Annotated in this window: 19 protein-coding genes; 7 read left to right on the top strand and 12 right to left on the bottom strand. The window is 67.4% G+C overall.

Annotated features, from left to right (window positions below; all coding sequences use genetic code 11):
- Positions 1-28: 28 nt before the first annotated feature.
- From G328_RS0100900 to G328_RS0100890, 3 genes are all read left to right on the top strand, one after another.
- Complete coding sequence (locus tag G328_RS0100900; protein ID WP_026339553.1) at positions 29-1,243, top strand: thiolase family protein; 1,215 nt, start codon at positions 29-31, stop codon at positions 1,241-1,243.
- Positions 1,244-1,251: 8 nt separating this feature from the next.
- Positions 1,252-3,408 (top strand): 3-hydroxyacyl-CoA dehydrogenase NAD-binding domain-containing protein, encoded by a 2,157-nt coding sequence (locus G328_RS0100895; RefSeq protein WP_019617459.1) that lies wholly within the window; start codon positions 1,252-1,254, stop codon positions 3,406-3,408.
- A gap of 87 nt (positions 3,409-3,495) precedes the next feature.
- Entirely contained in the window at positions 3,496-4,383 is an 888-nt protein-coding gene (locus tag G328_RS0100890) for a hypothetical protein (protein WP_019617458.1), read from the top strand.
- A 90-nt stretch (positions 4,384-4,473) separates the two neighbouring features.
- On the opposite strand, the gene acnA is transcribed toward G328_RS0100890, so the two are convergent.
- From acnA to dut, 4 genes are all read right to left on the bottom strand, one after another.
- Complete coding sequence (acnA, locus tag G328_RS0100885) at positions 4,474-7,170, bottom strand: aconitate hydratase AcnA (protein ID WP_019617457.1); 2,697 nt, start codon at positions 7,168-7,170, stop codon at positions 4,474-4,476.
- Between the two features lie 90 nt (positions 7,171-7,260).
- A complete protein-coding gene (locus G328_RS13600) occupies positions 7,261-8,001 on the bottom strand; it encodes a DUF3159 domain-containing protein (RefSeq protein WP_019617456.1) in 741 nt (246 codons plus the stop codon).
- The gene (locus G328_RS13595) at positions 7,988-8,737 is read right to left on the bottom strand and encodes a DUF3710 domain-containing protein (protein ID WP_019617455.1); all 750 of its coding nucleotides are present in this window, start codon (positions 8,735-8,737) and stop codon (positions 7,988-7,990) included. Before G328_RS13595 ends, G328_RS13600 begins: the two co-directional genes overlap by 14 nt.
- Entirely contained in the window at positions 8,738-9,208 is a 471-nt protein-coding gene (gene dut / locus G328_RS0100870) for a dUTP diphosphatase (RefSeq protein WP_019617454.1), read from the bottom strand.
- 93 nt (positions 9,209-9,301) lie between these two features.
- Here dut and G328_RS0100865 point away from each other — a divergent pair, with 93 nt between their 5' ends.
- A complete protein-coding gene (locus G328_RS0100865) occupies positions 9,302-9,757 on the top strand; it encodes a DUF3093 domain-containing protein (protein ID WP_019617453.1) in 456 nt (151 codons plus the stop codon).
- A 33-nt stretch (positions 9,758-9,790) separates the two neighbouring features.
- On the opposite strand, the gene G328_RS0100860 is transcribed toward G328_RS0100865, so the two are convergent.
- Positions 9,791-10,087 (bottom strand): DUF4193 domain-containing protein, encoded by a 297-nt coding sequence (locus tag G328_RS0100860; protein ID WP_019617452.1) that lies wholly within the window; start codon positions 10,085-10,087, stop codon positions 9,791-9,793.
- 193 nt (positions 10,088-10,280) lie between these two features.
- On the opposite strand from G328_RS0100860, the gene sepH reads away from it, so the two are divergent.
- Entirely contained in the window at positions 10,281-11,357 is a 1,077-nt protein-coding gene (gene sepH / locus G328_RS15585; RefSeq protein WP_019617451.1) for a septation protein SepH, read from the top strand.
- Between the two features lie 7 nt (positions 11,358-11,364).
- Here the strand turns inward: sepH and G328_RS0100850 are convergent, their stop codons facing one another.
- Entirely contained in the window at positions 11,365-12,435 is a 1,071-nt protein-coding gene (locus G328_RS0100850; RefSeq protein ID WP_019617450.1) for an alkaline phosphatase family protein, read from the bottom strand.
- A gap of 150 nt (positions 12,436-12,585) precedes the next feature.
- Here G328_RS0100850 and G328_RS0100845 point away from each other — a divergent pair, with 150 nt between their 5' ends.
- Entirely contained in the window at positions 12,586-15,054 is a 2,469-nt protein-coding gene (locus tag G328_RS0100845; protein ID WP_019617449.1) for a DNA gyrase/topoisomerase IV subunit A, read from the top strand.
- On the opposite strand, the gene G328_RS0100840 is transcribed toward G328_RS0100845, so the two are convergent.
- From G328_RS0100840 to paaA, 6 genes are read right to left on the bottom strand one after another with little or no spacing between them, the layout of a single operon-like run.
- Positions 15,041-15,823 (bottom strand): enoyl-CoA hydratase/isomerase family protein, encoded by a 783-nt coding sequence (locus tag G328_RS0100840; protein WP_019617448.1) that lies wholly within the window; start codon positions 15,821-15,823, stop codon positions 15,041-15,043. The genes G328_RS0100845 and G328_RS0100840 overlap by 14 nt on opposite strands.
- An 8-nt stretch (positions 15,824-15,831) precedes the next feature.
- The gene (gene paaE, locus G328_RS0100835; RefSeq protein ID WP_019617447.1) at positions 15,832-17,007 is read right to left on the bottom strand and encodes a 1,2-phenylacetyl-CoA epoxidase subunit PaaE; all 1,176 of its coding nucleotides are present in this window, start codon (positions 17,005-17,007) and stop codon (positions 15,832-15,834) included.
- Positions 17,007-17,543, bottom strand: a complete 537-nt coding sequence (paaD, locus tag G328_RS0100830; protein ID WP_019617446.1) for a 1,2-phenylacetyl-CoA epoxidase subunit PaaD — start codon at positions 17,541-17,543, stop codon at positions 17,007-17,009. Before paaD ends, paaE begins: the two co-directional genes overlap by 1 nt.
- 6 nt (positions 17,544-17,549) lie before the next feature.
- Positions 17,550-18,377, bottom strand: coding sequence for a 1,2-phenylacetyl-CoA epoxidase subunit PaaC (paaC, locus tag G328_RS0100825; protein ID WP_019617445.1), 828 nt, complete (start codon positions 18,375-18,377; stop codon positions 17,550-17,552).
- Positions 18,374-18,691 (bottom strand): 1,2-phenylacetyl-CoA epoxidase subunit PaaB, encoded by a 318-nt coding sequence (gene paaB, locus G328_RS0100820; protein WP_019617444.1) that lies wholly within the window; start codon positions 18,689-18,691, stop codon positions 18,374-18,376. The genes paaC and paaB overlap by 4 nt, the downstream gene beginning before the upstream one ends.
- A 57-nt stretch (positions 18,692-18,748) precedes the next feature.
- Complete coding sequence (gene paaA, locus G328_RS0100815; RefSeq protein WP_019617443.1) at positions 18,749-19,732, bottom strand: 1,2-phenylacetyl-CoA epoxidase subunit PaaA; 984 nt, start codon at positions 19,730-19,732, stop codon at positions 18,749-18,751.
- Positions 19,733-19,900: 168 nt separating this feature from the next.
- Between paaA and G328_RS0100810 the strand changes: the two genes are divergently transcribed.
- Positions 19,901-20,341 (top strand): hotdog fold thioesterase, encoded by a 441-nt coding sequence (locus tag G328_RS0100810; RefSeq protein WP_019617442.1) that lies wholly within the window; start codon positions 19,901-19,903, stop codon positions 20,339-20,341.
- Positions 20,342-20,402: the final 61 nt, after the last annotated feature.

Genomic DNA, 20,402 nt, shown 5'->3' with positions numbered 1-20,402 from the left:
CCCGTGACGATGCGGGCCACGAGGAGGAATAGTGACCGCTTCAGAGGTCTACTACATTGATGGCACCCGCACCCCCTTCGGTCGGGCCGGTGAAAAGGGCATGTACTGGCGAACCCGCGCCGATGACCTCGCCGTGAAGGCGATGAAGGGGCTCATCGATCGGAACCCGGAGATCCCCGGCGAGCGATACGACGACGTCGCGATCGCGGCGACGACGCAGCAGGGCGACCAGGGCCTCACGCTCGGCCGCACGACGGCAATTCTCGCCGGCCTCCCGCTTTCGGTGCCGGGCCTCGCGCTCGACCGCATGTGCGCTGGCGCGCTCACGTCGGCCGCCCTCATGGGCTCGACCATCGGCTTCGGCCAGAACGACGTGGTCATCGCCGGCGGCGTCGAGCACATGGGGCGTCACCCGATGGGCTTTAACGCCGACCCGAACCCCCGGTTCCTCGCCGAGCAGCTCGTCGACGGCGACGCCCTGAACATGGGCATGACGGCGGAGCGCCTCCACGACCGGTTCCCCGAGCTGACGAAGGAGCGCGCCGACGAGTACGCGATGCGGTCGCAGCACAAGGCCGCGAAGGCGTACGACGACGGCAACTTCGCGCGCGACCTCATTCCCGTCGCGCTCGAGTCGGACTCGGGCTGGGGCCTCGCCGACCGCGACGAGCACCTGCGCCCCGACACGAGCCTCGAGGGGCTCAAGGGGCTCAAGACCCCGTTCCGCCCGCACGGCCGGGTCACGGCCGGCAACGCGTCGCCGCTCACCGACGGCGCGACGGCGTCGATCCTCGCGAGCGGTGGCATCGTCAAGGAGCTCGGGCTGAAGCCGCGCATGAAGATGGTCTCGTTCGCCTTCGCGGGCGTCGAGCCGGAGGTCATGGGCCTCGGCCCGATCCCCTCGACCGAGAAGGCCCTGCGCCGCGCCGGGCTGAAGATCGACGACATCGGCCTGTTCGAGCTGAACGAGGCGTTCGCTGTGCAGGTGCTCTCGTTCCTCGACCACTTCGGCATCGCCGACGACGACCCGTCGGTGAACCGCTTCGGCGGCGCGATCGCCCTCGGCCACCCGCTCGCCGCGAGCGGCGTGCGCCTCATGATGCAGCTCGCGAACCAGTTCGAGCAGTTCCCCGAGGTGCGCTACGGCGTCACCGCACTCTGCGTTGGCCTCGGCCAGGGCGGCACGATCATCTGGGAGAACCCGAACTGGAACGGCAAGAAGCACGCGCGAGCGGGAAAGTAGGCAGGAAATTGAAGACTCCCACGTTTGACCGCAGCAAGTACGCCGAGCTCCTCGAGAGCGCGGCCGAGGCCGAGGTCGTCACCGAGTCGAAGGTGCGGGATGTACGCCTCGGCTCGGGCCGCACCCTCGCGCTCATCACGCTCGACAACGGCAAGGACTACAAGCGACCGAACACGCTGGGCCCGAACACGCTCGCGCAGCTTGGCGAGACGCTCGAGCAGCTGCGCGGTCGCGCCGCCGCCGGCGAAATCGACGCCGTCGCGATTACGGGCAAGCGCTTCAGCTTCGCCGCCGGTGCCGACCTCTCGCTCGTCGACCGCATCCCGAGCCGCGAGGTCGCGCGACTCATGGGCGAGCTTGGCCACGACGCGCTCGGGATTCTCGGCGACCTCGGTGTGCCGAGCTTCGCCTTCGTGAACGGCCTTGCGCTCGGAGGCGGTGTCGAGGTCGCGCTGCACTCGACCTACCGCACGATCGACGCGTCGACACCCGCCGTGGCGCTGCCCGAGGTCTACCTCGGCCTGGTGCCCGGCTGGGGCGGTGCAACGATCGTCCCGAACCTCATCGGTATCGAGAACGCGCTTCGCGTCATCATCGAGAACCCGCTGAAGCAGAACCGCACCCTCAAGCCGAAGCAGGCCCACGAGCTCGGCCTGTTTGACCGACTCGTCGCCCCCATCAACTTCCTCGAAGACTCGCTGAAGTTCGCCGACGCCGTGCTCTCGGGCACCGAGACGGTGAAGCGCCCGAACGAGCCCGGCCGCATCGAGCGCATGACGAAGTGGGACATCGCGGTGAAGATCGCCCGCAAGTCGGTCGAGGAGCGACTCGGCACCGTGCCGCTCTCGCCCTACCGCGCCCTCGACATCCTCGCGCTCGCGAAGCACAACGACCTCGCGCGCGGCTTCGAGGCCGAGAACGAGGCGCTTGCCGACCTCATCAGCGGCGACCAGTTCATGGCGTCGATGTATGCGTTCGACCTCGTGCAGCGGCGCGCCAAGCGCCCCGTCGGTGCACCCGACCCGAAACTCGCGAAGCCGGTCACGAAGGTCGGCATCGTCGGCGCGGGCCTCATGGCGAGCCAGTTTGCGACGCTGTTCGTGCGTCGACTCAAGGTGCCCGTCGTCATGACCGACCTCGACCAGGAGCGCGTCGACCGTGGCGTTGCCGCCGTGCACGGCGAGCTCGAGAAGCTCCACGGCAAGGGCCGCATCGGCGACGACGACCTCAACCGCCTCAAGGGCCTCGTGACGGGCACGACCGACCGCACCCGGTTCGCCGACTGCGACTGGGTCATCGAGGCCGTGTTCGAAGAGGTCTCGGTGAAGCAGCAGGTCTTCGGCGACTTCGAAGACATTGTCTCGGAGGACGCGATCCTCGCAACGAACACGTCGTCGCTCTCGGTCGACGAGATCGCCTCGAAGCTCCGCCACCCGGAGCGCGTCGTCGGATTCCACTTCTTCAACCCCGTCGCGGTCATGCCCCTCGTCGAGGTCGTGAACGCGGCGAAGACCGACGACGTGACCCTCGCGACCGCGATGAAGGTTGCGAAGAACCTCAAGAAGACCGCGGTGATCACCGGCGACCGTCCCGGCTTCGTCGTGAACCGCGTGCTCGCGAAGGTGCTCGGCGAGGCGATGCACGCCGTCGACACCGGCACCCCGATCAAGGTCGTCGACCACGCCTCCGACCCGATCGGCCTGCCGATGACGCCCTTTGAGCTGCTCGAGCTCGTCGGGCTCAAGGTCGGCGCGCACGTGCTCACGTCGCACCACACGCCCTTCCCCGACCGCTTCTTCGAGTCGAAGAACCTCGACGCGCTCGCCGACGCGAACGCGAAGCTCATCGAGCGCGACGCGAAGGGCCGCGCCAAGGGCTACACGAAGGAGTTCGAGCGCATCGTCGGCACGGAGGGCAAGACCCCGATGTCGGCCGACGAGCTCCGCGAACGCCTCGAGACGGGCCTCGCCGAAGAGATCAAGATCATGCTCGACGAGGGCGTCGTCACGGCGCCCGAAGACATCGATCTCTGCCTGATCCTCGGCGCGGGCTTCCCGCTCATGGACGGCGGGATCACGCCGTACCTCGACCGAGTCGGCGCGAGCGAGCGTGCCTTCGGCGGCACGTTCCACACCCCGACGATTCGGGGCGCCGTGCACCGCTAGTCGGTGACAGGAACTGCGGATGGGCCGGGTCGGTTTCGACCCGGCCCATCGGCGTTTCCGCCACCCAATTCCTCTAGCGTTGAGGGCATGCGTGAATACCTGCTCGATGCCGCCCGACCGACCACGTCTGCCACCCTCGAGTCGCTCCTGCGCGACCTCGTTGTCGCCGACGGCACCCTCACCACGCGTCAGGCCGCCGACATGCGGATTACCAGTGACGTCGTTGACGAGGGCACCCGGATTCGTGACGTCCGTCTCGATGTCACGGGGCTGCGTCTCGACCTCGCCCAGCTCGAGGCCTCGGCCACGACGCACGAAGAATCTACCCCCGAAGTTCCGAAGGAACCCGTCACTTCGACACCCGTCACCGTCGACCGCGGCAGCTTCGCGGGAGAACCGATCTTCATTGGACCGCTCGAGCTGCGCGCAACGGGCGAAGCCGAGAACGTGCGCTTCGCGTGGCTCGAGGATGCGAACGGCGGCCTCTGGGTCAAGCACCTGCGTGCCGCGGAGGGGAAGCCAGCCCGCGCATCCGCCGAGTTCGAGCTCGACACGCGTGACCTCGAGCCGCTCGTGAAGAAGGTGCTGGAACGCGCCGAAGACAAGGCAAAGCTCCTCGAGTTCACGCCCGAGGTTTCGACGCCGAATGACCGCGAGGCGCAGCTCCGGCTCGACCTGCGCGTCGGCTACGGCATTATTCGCGCGAGCATCATCGTGCAGGCGCACGCCTCCCTCGACGACGACATGGTGTTGCACGTGCACCGCGTAAAGTTCTCGAGCAAGAATCCCGTGCTCGCGGTCGTCTACAAGGGCATCGAGCGGATCCTGCTGCGTGGTGGGCGCATCCCCGAGCGAATCGCGATCAACGAGCAGCTCCCCGCGGGAATCATGCTGACGGATGCGCGCGTGCGCGCCGTCGGCACGCGGCTCACGGTGACCGGTGAGGTGCTCGCCGAGGGCGACGCCGACGAGTAGGAGCTCTTCCCCGTTCGAGTACCCGAGAAACCGAAGCGGTGGTCGACCAACTGGCCGACCACCGCTTCAGTTTCGCGTGTGGTTCGCGGACTACTTCTGCTTCTCGACGAGCGAGCGCAGCACGTATTGCAGGATGCCACCGTGGCGGTAGTAGTCGGACTCACCCGGCGTGTCGATGCGCACGACCGCGTCGAACTCGACTGGCTCACGGCCCTCGGCCGAGTCGGCGGTCGGCGTCGCGACGACGTGCACCGTCTTCGGCGTCACACCGTTGTTCAGCTCGGTCACGCCCGAGATCGAGTACGACTCGGTGCCGTCGAGGCCGAGCGACTCGGCCGACTCACCTGCCGGGAACTGCAGCGGGAGCACGCCCATGCCGATGAGGTTCGAGCGGTGGATACGCTCGTAGCTCTCGACGATCACGGCGCGCACGCCGAGGAGGCTCGTGCCCTTCGCCGCCCAGTCACGCGACGAACCGGTGCCGTACTCCTTGCCGCCGATGACGACGAGCGGGGTGTTCTCGGCCGCGTAGTTCTGCGCCGCGTCGTAGATGAACGACTGCGGGCCGCCGGGCTGCGTGAAGTCGCGGGTGTGGCCACCCTCGACACCGTCGAGCAGCTGGTTCTTGAGTCGGATGTTGCCGAACGTTCCGCGGATCATGATCTCGTGGTTACCGCGACGCGACCCGTACGAGTTGAAGTCGCGACGCTCGACACCGTGGTCGGCGAGGTACTGACCCGCGGGGCTCGCGGCCGGGATCGAGCCGGCGGGCGAGATGTGGTCGGTCGTCGTCGAGTCGCCAAGCTTCACGAGCACGCGCGCGTCGGCGATGTCGGTCACGGGCGTGAGCTCGAGCGTCATGCCGTCGAAGTACGTGGGCTTGCGCACATACGTCGACTCCGCATCCCACTCGAAGGTCGAGCCCGAGGGCGTCGCGAGCGACTGCCAGCGCTCGTCACCCTCGAACACCGAGGCGTACTCGTTCGTGTACATGTCGGTGTCGATCGAGGCGTCGATGACCTTCTGCACCTCGGCGCTGTCGGGCCAGATGTCGGCGAGGTAGACGTCGGCACCCTCCGAGTCCTGGCCGAGCGGCTGGTTCTCGAAGTCGAAGTCCATCGAACCCGCAAGCGCGTAGGCGACGACGAGCGGCGGCGACGCGAGGTAGTTCATCTTCACGTCGGGGTTGATGCGCCCCTCAAAGTTGCGGTTACCCGAGAGCACCGCCGTGATCGCGAGATCGTTGTCGTTGATCGCGTCGGAGATCGGCTGGTCGAGCGGGCCCGAGTTACCGATGCAGGTCGTGCAGCCGTAGCCGACGAGGTAGAACCCGAGATCGTCGAGGTACTTCGTGAGCCCCGACTTGTCATAGTAGTTCGTGACGACCTTCGAGCCGGGCGCGAGCGTGGTCTTCACCCACGGCTTCGACTGCAGGCCCTTCTCGACCGCGTTGCGGGCGAGAATACCCGCGGCCATCATGACCGAGGGGTTCGAGGTGTTCGTGCACGAGGTGATCGCGGCAATGCCGACGTGGCCGTGGTCGAGTTCGAACTCGGTGCCGTCGTTGTTGACCGTGACGGGCTTCGACGACTCGGAGGCGTAGTTCGCGAGGTCGCTCTCGAACTGGCGCTTCGCCTGGTCGAGCTCGATGCGGTCCTGCGGGCGACGCGGGCCGGCGATCGACGCGACAACAGTCGAAAGGTCGAGCTCGAGGTACTCCGAGTAGTTCGGCTCGTTCGACGGGTCGTGCCAGAGGTGCTGCTCCTTCGAGTACGCCTCGACGAGCTTCACCTGCTCTTCGGAGCGGCCGGTGAAGCGCAGGTAGTTCAGCGTCTCGTCGTCGACCGGGAACATCGCGGCAGTCGAGCCGAACTCGGGCGACATGTTGCCGATCGTGGCGCGGTTCGCGAGCGGCACTTCGCCCACGCCCTCACCGTAGAACTCGACGAACTTGCCGACCACGCCGTGCTGGCGGAGCATGTCGGTGATCGTAAGCACGACGTCAGTCGCGGTGACGCCGGTCGGGATCGAGCCCTTGAGCTTGAAGCCGACGACCTTGGGAATGAGCATCGAAACGGGCTGGCCGAGCATCGCGGCCTCGGCCTCGATACCGCCGACGCCCCAGCCGAGCACGCCGAGACCGTTCACCATCGTGGTGTGCGAGTCGGTGCCGACGAGCGTGTCGGGGTAGGCACGCTTGACGCCGTCGACCTCGCGAACGAACGTGACGCGGGCGAGGTACTCGATGTTTACCTGGTGCACGATGCCGGTCCCGGGAGGCACGACCTTGAAGTCGTCGAACGCACCCTGGCCCCAGCGGAGGAACTGGTAGCGCTCGCCGTTGCGCTGGTATTCGATCTCAACGTTGCGCTGGAACGCGTCTTCGTTGCCGAAGAGCTCCGCGATGACCGAGTGGTCGATCACGAGCTCGGCGGGGGCGAGCGGGTTGATGGTCTCAGGGTCGCCGCCGAGGTCCTTCACGGCCTCACGCATGGTCGCGAGGTCGACGACACAGGGCACACCGGTGAAGTCCTGCATCACCACGCGGGCGGGCGTGAACTGAATCTCGGTGTTCGGGTCGGCCTTGGCGTCCCACGAGCCGATCGCCTTGATCTGCTCAGCGGTGACGTTCGCGCCATCCTCGGTTCGCAGCAGGTTCTCAAGCAGCACCTTCAGACTGAAGGGCAACTTCTCGTAGCCATCGACCTTGTCGATACGGTAAATCTCGTAGTCGGTGCCGTCGACGTTGAGCACGTCCTTGGCGCCGAAGCTGTTGATAGCAGTCACGGTGCTCCTTAAATTTGCTCGTCGAGAATTATCTCGACTTAGAGAGATCTTACCGCATTGCGGCAAGCCCCAATTACACTCCCCAGCCAGCTACTGCTTAGGCTCGCCTGACTTTGCCGACCGGGAGGCGGTCTGATAAACGGCACGCACGAACAGCACCGTAACGACGATGACGACGGCGAACAGCGGCGCGCCCATTACGAGCCGAGCGACACCGAGCGCCTCGACCGCGTTCGCGAAGTAGAGCGGCAGCTGCACCGCGAGTCGCGCGACGAAGAAGGCGACCCAGATGCCGGTCGCAAGCTGCATCCACCACCGGAGTCGTCGCGACGCGCGCCAGGCGACGCCGTCGCCAAACAGAAAACCTGAGATGACGCCGATGAGCGGCCAGCGCACGAGCATCGAGATGAGGAGTGCCGCCGCATAAGCGCCGTTGGTCCAGAATCCCACGACGAAATACTGCGCCCCCTCGCCGCTGCGCAGCGCAAGAAAGCCCGACAGGACGAGCCCGAGGAGCCCGCCGATGGCCGAACCAGACGGCTCGCGGCGAACGAGGCGGATGACCACAAACACGAGCCCCAGCGCGGCCGGTACCCCGACCGAGAGCCAGAGGTCGGAGGTCACGACATAGAGCACGAGGAACGCGATGCCTGGCAGGATTGCCTCAACGAGTCCCCGCCAGCCGCCCATTGCGACGAGCAGCGCCTGCGACATGTTCTCGGTCTCGGCGACCTTGCCGATCGCGGAATTTCGGGCTGCGGCGCCGAGCTGCGCCGCAAGCTCCGGTTTCGCGTCGGGCTCGGGCTCCGGCGCCGAGCTATCCGCGGGCATTGTTCGCCTGTTGTTTCGCACCCTGCTGTTCGGCGCGCTTCGCCATTTGCTCGGCCATCGCCTTCGGCACGGTGAGTTCGAGCAGGTCACGCGGCGGAACCGCCTTGCCGCCGCGCACAACGATCACGCCGCGGAAGAGTTCGAGCATCTCGGCCAGCTTCTCGTCGTCTCGGGTTGCGACGCCGCTCACGACCGCGCGGAGGAACCAGCGCGGCCCATCAACGCCGTAGAAGAATGCACCCCGGCGCTGGCCCGTCTTGCCCTGCTGGTTCGCTGTCGCCGGCAGTGAGGTGTGGAGCGCGGTGCCGAGGTCGGTCTCGACCTCCTTCACCTCGCCGCCCTGCTTCGTGACGGTCGTCTTCAGCTTGTCGCGCACATCCTTCCAGATGCCCGACGAGCGCGGCGCCGCAAACGCCTGCACTTGCAGCGTCGAGCCGTTGAGGTCGAGCGCGACTGCGATCACCCGGCGCGTCTTCTCGAGGAACTCCATGCGCAGCGCGAGCCCCTCGCGAGCCGGGATCCGCAGGGCGCCGAAGTCAATGTAGGCGCCGTCGGCCGCGTCGGCCTCTGATTCGTCGAACGGGCCGGCCTCTTCGCGGTCGTCCGGCGCCTCCTTCGCGAACTCCTCGGGATCCTCATCGACCTCGGTGTCGGTCTCGAGCTCGTCGTCGTCAACAACAAGACGCTCGGCCTTCGGCACCTCGTCCTGCTTGCGGAACATGTCGAACAGCCCCATCTAGTTCGTCTCCTCTCGCGTCAGCGCGGCGGCGTCGCCGTGTGCGTATCCCGTCGAGCCGAATCCAGCGGCACCTCGCTCGCCCTCCGGCAGCTCGTCGACCTGCGCGAACGCGATGGCGGGAATCGGCATGACGAGCAACTGCGCAATGCGATCGCCCTTCGCGATTTCGTAGGTCTCGCGGGCGTCGGTATTCAGCAGCGACACCTTGAGTTCGCCGCGGTAGCCGGCGTCGATGACGCCAGGCGCGTTCACGATCGTGATGCCGTGCTTGGCGGCCAGGCCCGAGCGCGGGGCGACGAGTCCGACGGTGCCGACGGGCAGGGCGATCGCCGTGCCGGTACTAACGAGCGCGCGCTCACCGGGCGCCAGCGTCACAGATTCTGCAGCGACCAGGTCGGCGCCGGCGTCGTTCGGGTTCGCGCGCACCGGCGCGGTGCCGGTGTAGGGAATTTCATACTGGGCAGTCACCCTACGAGGCTAGCCGACCTCGGGAAAGCTCCAACCAACCAGCCACCTGGATCTCAGGATTCCCGGGCGCGCGGGTGGTTGCATAGCAGGGTGATGTACCGCGAACGGGTTTCCCCCTCAATCTGGATGTACGTCGTCGGCGCGCTGCTGGTGCCGGCGATGATCGTGGTATTTCTGCCGATCAACATCTTCGTCGGCATCATCCTCGGGCTCGCACTCTTCGGCGGCTATCTCGCGATCCTCGTGAGCGGCTCCCCCACGATCGAGATCACCGATACGACGCTCCGCGTCGGCGGAGCTCGCATCCCGCTGCGCTACGTCGGTCGCGCCACGGCGAATACGACGCCCGACGCGGCTCGGCAGGCCGCCGGGCCCGGGCTCGACGCGCGCGCCTGGACGACGCTGCGTGGTTGGGTACGGACGAGCGTGCGGGTCGACATCACCGACGACCGCGACCCGATCCCCTATTGGCTGTTCTCCACCCGGCACCCGCGTGAGCTCGTCGAGCGCCTTGACGCAGCAGTGGCCCAGCTGCCGAAGCGAAGCTGAGCCACTGCGAGAAAGTGCGGGCGGTGCCGGGCGTTAGCCCGCGCAGTCCTTACACACCGGGTTGCCCTCGTGCGAGTGCGACGAAAGCTGCGAGCGGTGCTTAATGAGGAAGCACTCCATGCAGGTGAACTCGTCGGCCTGCGGCGGAATCACGACCGTCTCGATCTCCACATCGCTGAGGTCGCTATCCGACAGGTCGAAGCCGTGTACGCCATCACCCTGATCGATGTCGACGTTCGCCGAGTCGGAGGCAGGAACACGTTCCTTCAGCGCCTCGATCGAGTCGGTGTCTTCTTCTGTTTTCCGAGGGGCGTCGTAGTCAGTTGCCATTACCATCCAATTGGGTCAAAACTCCGGCAGGGAAACACCCCTGCTGGCGCGAAATTATGCACGACATTTGACGCTTTCGCAACGCCACCCTGGGATGAACTCGCTGAGCGCGAAATTTTCGGCGGCGCGCGGGTGCGCTGCCGCCGACTCAGCGCCCCGGATGTGATGCTTTTCGGCAATGAAGGAGGCTGAGATGCAGGAACTGCGGTTCGTCAGTGTCGAGGACGGTTGGATCATCGCCACCAACGAGAGCGGCGACCGATTCCGGGTTCGCGTCGACGACACGCTGCAGGCGGCACTGCGCCCGCGGCCGCAGGTACGCAGCACGGGCCCCAAGGTGCCGCCGCGCCAGATTCAGCAGCTCATTCGCGCCGGCCGCACGGTCGACGAGGTCGTCGAGGCGACCGGAGCCGATCGCGAAACGGTCGCCCGCTTCGAGGGCCCGATCGTCGCCGAACGCGGCTACATCGTTGAGCAAGCCCGCGCGGTGCCGGTACGCCTGCAGCCGAACGTCGACCCGCTCGCGAGCGAGGCAACAACCTTCGGCGCCGCCATCGACGAGCGGCTCGAGCAGCTCGAGGCCCGGCAGGTTCGCTGGGATGCGTGGCGCGACCCCGAGACGGGCTGGCACGTCGGCCTCAACTTCGTGACGGGCGACGTCGAGCGCCACGCCCTGTGGAAGTTCGACACGAAGGCCCACTCGCTTCGCCCCGACTCCCCCGCGGCCGTGACACTCTCGCAGCAGGGCGAGGTGCAGGGGATGCGCGGGCCGCACCTTCGCGCGGTCGCGCACGACCAGACCGAGGGGGTCATCCCGCTCGCCGCGAAAGATGCACCCGAACCCGAACCTGCCCCCGAAACGCGCCACTCGGCAACCACCTACGAGACCGCCGACCTGCTCGAGCAGCTGCGCCGCCGACGCGGCGAGCGGCAGCACACCGTGTATGACGAGATGGCCGAATACGAAGACGACGATCTCGTCATCGAGGCCGACGACGAGCGCGAGCCCGCGTCAAACGCCCGCGTCACCCCGTTTGGTTCGCGTTCCGAGTCGACTCCCGAGGAGCCGAGCGCGGCCACGACGGGCGACGACGAGGCCGAAGCGGTCGACCCGGAGGGTGACCCCGTCGTCGACAGCGACGAGGGCAACCAGCTTGACCTGGCGCTCGACGAGACCCCCGAACAGGGGCAGGCACGCAAGCGCGGGGCAGGGCGCCCGTCGATGCCAACGTGGGACGAGATCGTGTTCGGCACCCGCACCGACGATTAGCTGACGACTAACCGCGCTCGGCGAACGCCCCGAGCCGCACGAGCGGCACGGTGGTCTCTTCGAGCGTGATCGAGCCGTGCTGACCAATCATTTGGCGCATGCTCGCGGGCATCGCCCGCACGTAGTACGACACATCGCCGGTCGCGGCGACGATAACGTCGCCGATGCGGTCGGCGGCCTCGGGGTCAACCTCGCGCCCGTACCAGCCGAGCGCGATCGCCTCGTCGCGGGTGTGCACCTCCGCCCGCGAACCCTCCGCCCGCCGGAGTCGCCCCGCGAGCACCTCGCGGTCGAGATCGGTCGCGGAATCGTCGAGATAGATGTGTCGGAGCCGCGGCTCGCCGGCGACCGCAACGACGTCGCTCGAGAGCGCGTCGTCGAGATCGACCTGTCGCTCGGGCGCGATGTCGAGCATTCCGTGATCGGCAAGCAGCAGCACGCCGATGTCGTCGGGCAGGAGCTCGAGCAGCCGGTCGATCGACGCATCGAGCTCCTCGAGCCTCGCGGTCCAGGCGTCCGACTCCCACCCCTGCGCGTGCCCAACCTGGTCGAGCTCGGCGTGATACAGGTAAATCAGCGGATTCGCGAGCTGGTCCGCAGCCGCAGCGGCGACCTCACTGCGAGCGAGCATCGTCTCGGCCGCGCGATACTCGGCACCCCGTAGGCTCGCGAGCGTGAGCCCCGACTCGCGATACGCGTCGACCGACACGACGACGGGTTGCGCGCCGCGGACGGTCTCGAAGACCGTGTCGCACAGCTGCCAGCTATCGGGCGGCATGAGCTCGCCCCACCCCGACAGCTGGTTGAGGTAGAGGCGCTCCTGCCGGTCCCACACGGAGTACGCGACCATGCCGTGCATCCCGGCGGGCGATGCCGTCGTGAGCGACGTGATGCCCGCAACGGTCGTCGACGGGAAGCTGCGAGCCGTCGCGCCGTTCCACGCCCGCGTGAGCGTCGGCGCGTGCTTGGCGCGAGCTCGCAGCTGCAGCGCCCCGAGCCCATCGACGAGCACCACGACCACGCCACGCACCTCGGGCAGCCCGAGTCGACCGGTCGAACGACTGTCAGTGATGCCCATCGCGCCGAGGCAATCGGGCAACACGTCGGCCAGGAGCGGCTGATCGGCCGCGCTTTCCCCTAATGTAAGCGGCATCTGAGTATCTTTTCACAGACGCACGTGTCAGCGGGACGCCGCCTCACGTGCGCACAAGGCAGGTGGATGCAGTCAATGGCAGCAGGTGCGGATCGCGAACGCATTGAGGATGTCGACGTCTCTAGCGAGATGCAGGGGTCATACCTCGAATACGCGTACTCGGTGATCTACTCGCGCGCCCTGCCCGACGCCCGTGACGGCCTAAAGCCGGTGCAGCGCCGCATCCTCTACCAGATGACCGAGATGGGCCTGCGGCCCGACCGGGGTCACGTGAAGTCGGCCCGCGTCGTCGGCGACGTCATGGGCAAGCTCCACCCGCACGGCGACACCGCGATTTACGACGCGCTCGTGCGACTCGCGCAGCCGTTCGTGCAGCGGGTACCCCTCGTCGACGGGCACGGCAACTTCGGTTCGCTCGACGACGGCCCCGCCGCGCCCCGCTACACCGAGGCGCGCCTGACCGCGGCCGCGCTCGCGCTCACCGCCTCGCTCGACGAAGACGTCGTCGACTTCGTGCCGAACTACGACAACTCGCTGCAGCAGCCCGAGGTGCTCCCCTCGGCCTGGCCGAACCTGCTCGTCAACGGTGCCTCGGGCATCGCCGTCGGCATGGCGACGAACATGGCACCCCACAACCTCGGCGAGGTGATTTCGGCCGCGCGGCACCTGCTCGCGCATCCCGAGGCCACACTCGACGAGCTCATGGAGCACGTGCCCGGGCCCGATCTGCCGGGCGGGGCGCGGATCGTCGGCCTCGACGGCGTGCGCGACGCCTATGCGAACGGGCGCGGCTCGTTCACGATGCGGGCGACCGCGTCGATCGAGCACGTCACGGCCCGTCGGCTCGGCATCGTCGTCACCGAGCTCCCCTACCTCGTCGGCCCAGAGAAGGTCATCGAGAAGATCAAGCAGGGCGTGCAGGCGAAAAAGCTTGCCGGCATCTCACAGGTCACTGACCTCACCGACCGCAAGTCGGGTCTCAAGCTCGTCATCGAGCTGAAGACCGGGTTCGCGCCCGAGGCCGTGCTCGAGCAGCTCTACCGGCACACGCCGCTGCAGGAGTCGTTCCACATCAACAACGTTGCGATCGTCGACTCAGCGCCGAAGACACTCGGGCTGAGCGAGATGCTCGAGGTGTACCTCACCCACCGCATCACCGCGGTGCGTCGGCGCAGCGAGTTCCGCCTCGGCAAGCACCGCGATCGCCTTCACCTCGTCGACGGCCTGCTCATCGCCCTCGTCGATATTGATGAAGTCATCGAGATCATCCGCACCTCTGACGACGCCGACGCGGCTCGCGGTCGCCTGATGCTCGTGTTCGATCTTTCGGAGCGCCAGGCGGAGTACATCCTCGAGCTGCGCCTGCGGCGGCTCACGAAGTTCTCGCGCATCGAGCTCGAGACCGAGGCCGACGACCTGCGTCGCCGAATCGCGGAGCTCGAGGCGCTGCTCGCCGACGAGCAGTTGCTGCGCGAGCGCGTGAGTGACGAGCTCGGCGAGACGTCAGAAGAGTTCGCAACCCCGCGCCGAACGGTGCTCATCGCCGACGACACCGAGATCCAGGTCGCGAAGCGCAGCGCGAAGTCGGGCGAGGTGTCGCTGCAGCAGCGCGACGAACCCACGCGCGTCATCCTTTCGTCGAGCGGTCGCATTCTCCGCGTCGGCGTGGCCGAAGGCGACTCGCTCGTGCGCCCGAAGCGCCGCACGAAGCACGACGCGATCATGGCCGAGATCTCGACCACGACGCTGAGCGACATCGGCGCGGTCACGAACCGGGGCATCGTCTACCGCATGACGGCGGTGTCGCTCCCCTCGACTCCCCCAACCTCGGTGTTGCTCACCGCGGGCGTGGTCGCCCGCGACTACTTCGGGATCGCCGACAAGGCCGAGCGAATCGTCGGGCTCGTACCGCTCAGCGTCGAGACGCCGCTCGCGCTCGGCACGCGCGGCGGCGTCGTGAAGCGGGTCAACCCCGCCGACTGGGGCAAGCAGCATGAGCTCTCCGCAATCGCGCTGAAGGGCGACGACGAGGTCGTGGGCGCGGCCCGAGCCGCCGACGACGACGAGCTCGTGTTCGTGACCTCGGATGCGCAGCTGCTGCGCTACTCCGCGTCGAACGTACGACCGCAGGGCACCGGCGCCGGCGGCATGGCCGGTATCCGCGTTGCCGACGGCGCGCACGTCATCGGATTCTCCGTCGTGCCGCAGCGCGAGCTCGACGGGGCCGTCGTCGTGACGATCGCCGAGCCGCCGAGCGACGAGGCGCTGTTCGCCGACGTTGAGGGGTCGGCCAAGGTGACGCCGCTCAGCGAGTACCCGGCGAAGGGCCGCGCAACCGGCGGTGTGCGCGCGCAGCGCTTCGTGCGCGGCGAATCAGCACTCGCGATCGGCTGGGTGGGGCCGGCCCCCGCGCACGCGAACGCGAAGGACGGGGCGATCCGGCAGCTCCCCGAGCCCGTCACGCGCCGCGACGCCTCGGGTACGCAGCTCGACGCGACGGTGGCGTTCGTCGGCCGGGCGTTCGGTGAGCCTACTGGCCAGTGAAGTTCGGGCGTCGCTTCTGCTGGAAAGCTGCGAAGCCCTCGCGGTAGTCCTCGGTCGAGCAGAGGTCGGCCTGCGCCAGGTTCTCGGCGGCGATCGACTCCCACAGGCCGATCCGTTCGTCGCGAATCTGCCGCACGAGCTGCTTTGACGCCGCGAACGCGCGGCTGGCGCCCGACGCGGCGCGCTGCGCGCGCTCACGGGTAAAGGTGAGGAGCTCGTCGTCGGCCACCCAACGGCTGAAGAGCCCCTGCTCGACCGCCTCTCGACCGCTCATGAGCTCGGCCGTGTAGATGAGGTCGAGGGTGCGATGCGGGCCGAGTCGCTCGGCGAACAGCCAGTGGCCGCCCGAGTCGAGCGTCGCTCCAAGGTTCGCAAAGGGCGAGCCGAGCTTCGCGTGTTCGGCGACGTACACGACGTCGCACGCGAGCGCGAGGCCGAGCCCAACGCCGAGGCAGGCACCCTGCACCGCCGCAAATGTCGGCCCGGGGAATTCAGCGAGCCGCCGCATCGTCTCGCCGAGACTCCCCTCGAGGTAACCGAGCACGTCGTCCTCGGCCGGATCCACGCCGGAGATGTCCCGGCCCGAGCAGAAGGCGCGCCCATCCCCGCGCAGCAGCAGCGCGCCGATCTCTCCCGCGTCGAAGCGCGACTGTGCCTGCGCGACCGCCGTCGCGAGCGCATCCAGGTCGTCGGCGCCCACGGCGTTGAGGCGCTCCGGGGCCGCGAGCACGAGCTCGACGACGCGCCCCTCGAGATTCGATTCGATCATGTCGCCTCCTAGGCGTCGAAGTCGATCGTGACGCGGTCGCTCGTGGGCCGCGACTGGCAGGTAAGCACGTAGCCGTTCGCGACGTCGTCGGCCTCGAGCGCGTAGTTCTCAGCCATGTCGACCGTGCCGCAGGTCACCTTCGCGCGGCACGTTCCGCACACCCCGCCGGCGCACGCGAACGGCACGTCCGCCCGCACCCGTAGCGCCGCGTTGAGCACGGTTTCGCGCGCCGACTTCGGCGACTTTACGTCGCCGGTGAGACCATCGAGCTGGAAGCTGATCTCGAAGTTCTCGCCCTGTGGGTCGACCTCGACGGGCCGGCCGGCATTCCCCTGTGCCCCCTCGGCCGGCTGCCCCGTCGAGAACAGTTCGAAGCGCACGCGTTCGGGGTCGACGTCGCGCTTGTCGAGCTCGTCTCGGAGCAACTGCACGAGCTCGAACGGGCCGCAGAGAAACCACTCATCAACCTGTTCGACATCGATGAGGTTCGCGAAGATGAGTTCGAGCCGCTCGGCATCGATTCGACCCGAGTACACGGGCGCCTGCCGCTGTTCGCGCGAGAGCACGTGGTGCACCGCGAGCCTCGAAGGGTAGCGATCCTTGAGATCGGCGAGTTCCTCGAGAAACATCACTTCGCTCGCGGCGCGGTTCGCGTAAATGAGGTCCATGCTGGTGCCGGGATGCGCCAGCAGCGATTTCGCAATCGCGAGGATCGGGGTGATGCCGGAGCCCGCGGCCGCCGCGACGAAATGCGTGTCGCCCTTCGCGAACGCGGCGTCGGAGACCGCCTCGGCATCGTTCATGCCGGTGAGCCGATGCTGCGAGATAAACGCACCCTGCGGGCTCATCACTTCGAGGGTGTCGCCCGCTTTGAGCTCCTCATTGGCCCACGTCGAGAAGACGCCCCCGAGGTCCTTCTTAATGCCGACCTTGATCACGCCCTTCTGCGGGGCCTCACAGATCGAGTAGCTGCGCCGTACCTCGGTGCCACCGATATCGGCGCGCAGGGCGACGTACTGCCCGGCGACGTAGTCGTATTCGTCGGCGAGGTCCTCCGGAATCGCGAAGCTCACCTCGACGGCGCTGTCGGTGAGCCCGCGGACCTCCGAAACCTCGAGCGGGTGGAACTTCGCCCGTCGCTTCGTCGGCGTCGTGGTCGAGTCGTTACGTGGTTCGGCAGTCACTAGTGCACCTTGAAGTAATCGAACGGCTCCTTGCACCGGGCGCACTGGTAGAGCGCCTTGCACGAGGTGGAGCCAAAGCGGCTGAGTTCGTTGGTCTCGATCGATCCGCACCGGGGGCACCGCACCTGCAGCGAGAGGCGCGTCGGGCCGCGCTGCGCGCCGACCGCGGCGTTGCCCGTCGGTGGCGCAATGCCGTACTCCTCGAGCTTCTGTCGGCCCTCATCGGTGATCCAGTCCGTGCTCCACGCTGGGGCGAGCACGAGCACGACCTCTGCACGCTCGATTCCCTCGGCCGCGAGCGCGAGCTCAAGATCCTGCTTGATGGTGCCCATCGCGGGGCAGCCCGAGTACGTGGGCGTGATGATGACCTGGGCCGTGCCGTCGGAGCCGACAACCACGTCGCGGAGGATTCCGAGGTCGGCGATCGAGAGCACCGGAATCTCGGGGTCGTTCACGGTCGCCGCGATGTCCCACACGCGAGCGGCCGCCGGGTCAGCGGGCCGCGTCGAGGTGTGCGGATGCAGTTGGGTCGTCATGGTGGCCTACCAGCTCGCGCCGGGGTGTTTGCGCGCGAGCACCTGCATCTCGGCGAGCAGGTAGCCCATCGCCTCGCGGTGCTCGCCGCGTCGACCGCCCGTCACCGCGGCGGGGACGTCGGGCAGGGTGACGCCCGCTTCCTCGAGGATCGACGTGACGCGGCCGAGCACAGGTTCGCGGAGCTCGGATGGGCGCACGGCGACGCCCTCGAGGCGGTCGTGGAGCGGCTCGTCTTCGAAGAGCTCCTCGATATATGGCGCGATGTGGTCGAGGCCCGCCTGGAGCCGTCGGTTCGCCTCCTCCGTCCCGATGCCGAGGCGAAGCGCCCACTGCTCGGCGTGGTCGACGTGGTAGTCGTACTCCTTCGACGCCTTTTGCGCGATCGCGGCAAGCACCTCGTCGCTCGAGTTCGCGAGGCGCGAGTAAAGCTCGAACCCGTAGTTCGCCACGACGAGCTGACGCGCGATCGTGCGCCCGAAATCCTGGCTCTCGAGCTCAACGAGGTGCACGCTACGAAACTCGTCCTCGTCACGGAAATAGGCGAGATCGTCTTCGCTCTTGCCCCACGCGGTGCCCGCGTAGGTGAGCAGCACGCGCGCGTGCCCGAGCAGGTCGAGCGCGATATTGCTCAGGGCGATGTCTTCTTCGAGCTCGGGTGCGCGGGCGACCCACCAGAGGTTGCGCTGCGCGAGGATGAGCGCGTCGTCGCCGAGCCGTAGGGCGTACTGGGCGACGTCTTCGCTCGCCTTGACGTCGCGCTGCAGAAGCTCTTCACTCGTCAGCGCGTATCCCGCCGAAATGAGGGTCGCCGAGTCGAATCCGGATCCGCTCACAGGTGCTTCACCCCCTCCGACTTCGTGTAGTAGGTCGCGTGGCGAAAGTTCTTGCCCTGCGCCGACTCGAAGTAGGAGTCCTTGTGGTCGGGGTCGCTCGCGGTGATGTCGGTGCTGCGCACGACCCAGAGCGAGACGCCCTCGTTGCGGCGCGTATAGAGGTCGCGCGCGTTGCGCAGCGCCATGTGTTCGTCGGGCGCGTGCAGCGAGCCGGCGTGCACGTGGCTCAGGCCGCGCGACGAGCGTACGAAGACCTCCCAAAGCGGCCATTCGTTGCGGCCCGCGGGGGTCACGGTGTCTCGGTGTTCGGTCATGTTCGGCTCTCCATCGAGTTCAGCTTCAGCGAGCGGATGAGGGTGGTCGCGGCTCGACTACGCGACGCGGCTGGCCCGTTCCGCCTGTTTCACGGCGTAGGCGGCGGCCGCCTCGCGCACCCAGGCGCCCTGTTCGTGCGCCTCACGGCGGCGTTCGAGGCGCTGTGCGTTCGCGGGGCCGTGGCCCTTGATGACGGCGAAGAATTCGTCCCAGTCGAGTTCGCCGAAGTCGTAGTGCCCGCGTTCCTCGTTCCACTTGAGGTCGGGGTCGGGCAGCGTGAGCCCGAGCGCCTCAGCCTGCGGCACGATCATGTCGACGAAGCGCTGGCGCAGCTCATCGTTCGAGAAGCGCTTGATGTTCCAGTCCATCGACTGCTGCGAGTTCGGCGACTGGTCGTCGGGCGGGCCGAACATCTGCAGTGCCGGCGCGTAGAGCCGGTCGACCGCGTCCTGCGCCATCTGCTTCTGCGCGGGCGTGCCGTGCGAGAGCGAGTAGAGGATCTCCCAACCCTGTCGTTGGTGGAACGATTCCTCCTTGCAGATGCGCACCATCGCGCGGCCGTAGGGACCATACGAGCAGCGGCACAGGGGCACCTGGTTGCAGATCGCCGCGCCGTCAACGAGCCAGCCGATCGCGCCCATGTCGGCCCAGTAACGGGCCGGGTAGTTGAAGATTGACGAGTACTTCGCCTTGCCCGAAATGAGCTGCTCGGTCATCACGTCGCGCGGCGTACCGAGCGTCTCGGCGGCCGAGTAGAGGTACAGCCCGTGGCCCGCCTCGTCCTGCACCTTCGCGGTGAGAATCGCCTTGCGCTTGAGCGAGGGCGCCCGCGTGATCCAGTTCGCCTCGGGCTGCATGCCGATGATCTCGGAGTGCGCGTGCTGCGCCATCTGGCGGGTCAGCGTCTTGCGGTATGCGTCGGGCATCCAGTCGGCCGGCTCGACACGCGAGTCGTCGGCGATGAGTCGGTCGAAGTAGGCCTGGGCCCGCTCGAGGTCGTAGTCGTCTCGACCGGGAAGTTCGGTCACGTTGTTCGTCACGGTTCGTCTCCTTCGACTGGCTCGCCCGCTGCAGGCGCGGCACTGCAGCCAGCAATTACAGAACGTGCGTTCAGTTTATGTGGTGTTCCCGAAAGGTCAAGCCGCCGACACCCAGCGAAGGAGAAAACTTTCTGTAAGACTGTTCAGGAATTCACGAAGGGGTGAAACATGACCGAGGCAACGACGCCCGCCACCGCAGCGAACCATCGCATCCTCAAGGACGACTACGCAAGCGAATGGATGGGACTGCGCGTGCTCGACTACGAACCGGGCCGCGTCACGGTGCAGATGGAACTGCGCCGCGAAATGCTCAACGGATTCGGGATCGCGCACGGCGGCATGGTGTTCGCGTTCGCCGACTCGGCCTTCGCCATTGCGTGCAATCCACCGGAAGACGACGGCACCATCACCGTCGCGCAGGGAGTCGACATCAACTTCCTCCGACAGGCGAAAGCGGGCGACACCCTCGTCGCGCACGCTGAGATGGTGCACTCGGGCCGCAGCGGCATCTGCGACATCGAGATCCTCGCGCAGTCGCCCGGCGAACCCGAGCCCCGGCGCATCGCGCTCTTCCGCGGCCGCAGCCGCACGATTCGCAAACCCGAGTAGCGCCCGGCGCACTCGGAACCATCAGTTTGACCACAAAGGCAGAAACCGTGAACCAGCCATT

This window comes from [Zimmermannella] faecalis ATCC 13722 (genome assembly GCF_000381765.1).
Taxonomy (GTDB): Bacteria; Actinomycetota; Actinomycetes; order Actinomycetales; family Microbacteriaceae; genus Gulosibacter; species Gulosibacter faecalis.
Note: the sequence above shows the minus strand (reverse complement) of the source record. Positions and strands in the feature narration are given on the sequence as shown.